Raw genomic sequence first — 1,141 nt, forward strand, 5'->3', positions numbered from 1 at the left:
ATTGCAGGTTTATCTAATGTCAGGCTTTGGAGTTTTTGATGTAGAGGCAGGAAGTTGAGGAAGAATTACATCTGCTTTTCTGCCGTCAAGCGCCCTTAGGAACTCTTCAATAGAAGCGGCTTCTGCATCGTTTATGTCAGCACCCAGTTGGATACGTCCCATCTCTTTGATTGCATCTTTGAGTTCCCAGATCTGACCGTTATGAAAATATGGTGCAGTTTGTGTGATATTTCTAAGAGTAGGCACTTTTACCATACCGTTTTTGTCGCCCTTAAAATCGCCTACATCTTGAAACTTGTATGTACCCGTAATGTTAAATGCGTTCATGGCACCGCCAAGAGCAATACCGTTGTGACACGTAGCACACCCTTTGTCTATGAAAGTTTGAAGACCCTTTTTTTGCGCTTTTGTCATAGCGTTTTCATCGCCGTTAAGGTAGTCGTCAAATGCAGACGGGGTAACAAGCGTTCTCTCAAATGTCGCGATGGTATCTGCAACCTTCTCAAACGTTATTTTTACATCCTTGCCATACGCGCCTTTAAACCCATCAACATAAGCCGGCATAGAAGTGACGGTTGCAACTACATGCTCAGGAGTTGCCGACATCTCAGGTGCTGCCTGGATTGGTCCTTGTGCTTGCGCCTCTAGGTGCGGGTCGCGCCCATCCCAGAATTGAGAGCTAAAAAATACCGAGTTGTAAACTGTCGGCGAGTTTAGGTGATGCGGATTTGCAGTCCATTTGTGTCCAATTGCCGCAGGGATTCCGTCATCCCCTCCCTCGCTTAGGTTGTGACAACTATTACAGCTGATAAAACCGCTTTTTGAGAGTCTTGGGTCGAAGTAGAGTTTTTTTCCAAGTTCTATTTTCTTATCAGTTATAGGGTTTTTAGGATTGTCTATAAGCTTCATAAGCTCTTTTTTATCAGCGGGAATAGGCACTAAGCCCGCTTTTTTAGCCTCCGTAACTAAATCTGTAGCCAAAAGAGATGAAGCGGCGAATGCTATGCTCAAAACGGTTCTTTTATACATGGTAGTTCCTTTTGTAAAATTTGTCACAAATATTACATTTGTTTAGCTTAAGTCTGTATAACGTATTTATATTATTTTTATAAAACCATAGTATATATCTTGCTTAGCGAGT

Annotated in this window: 1 protein-coding gene; it reads right to left on the reverse strand. The window is 42.4% G+C overall.

The genetic code is table 11. The features are described from left to right. Window positions 1–9: 9 nt before the first annotated feature. Window positions 10–1,029: a cytochrome-c peroxidase gene (locus IBX42_RS12560; protein WP_294933265.1), complete on the reverse strand. Its 1,020-nt coding sequence runs from the start codon at window positions 1,027–1,029 to the stop codon at window positions 10–12. Between the last annotated feature and the right edge of the window lie 112 nt (window positions 1,030–1,141).

The sequence above is a fragment of the Sulfurimonas sp. genome (assembly GCF_014859695.1).
GTDB lineage: Bacteria > Campylobacterota > Campylobacteria > Campylobacterales > Sulfurimonadaceae > Sulfurimonas.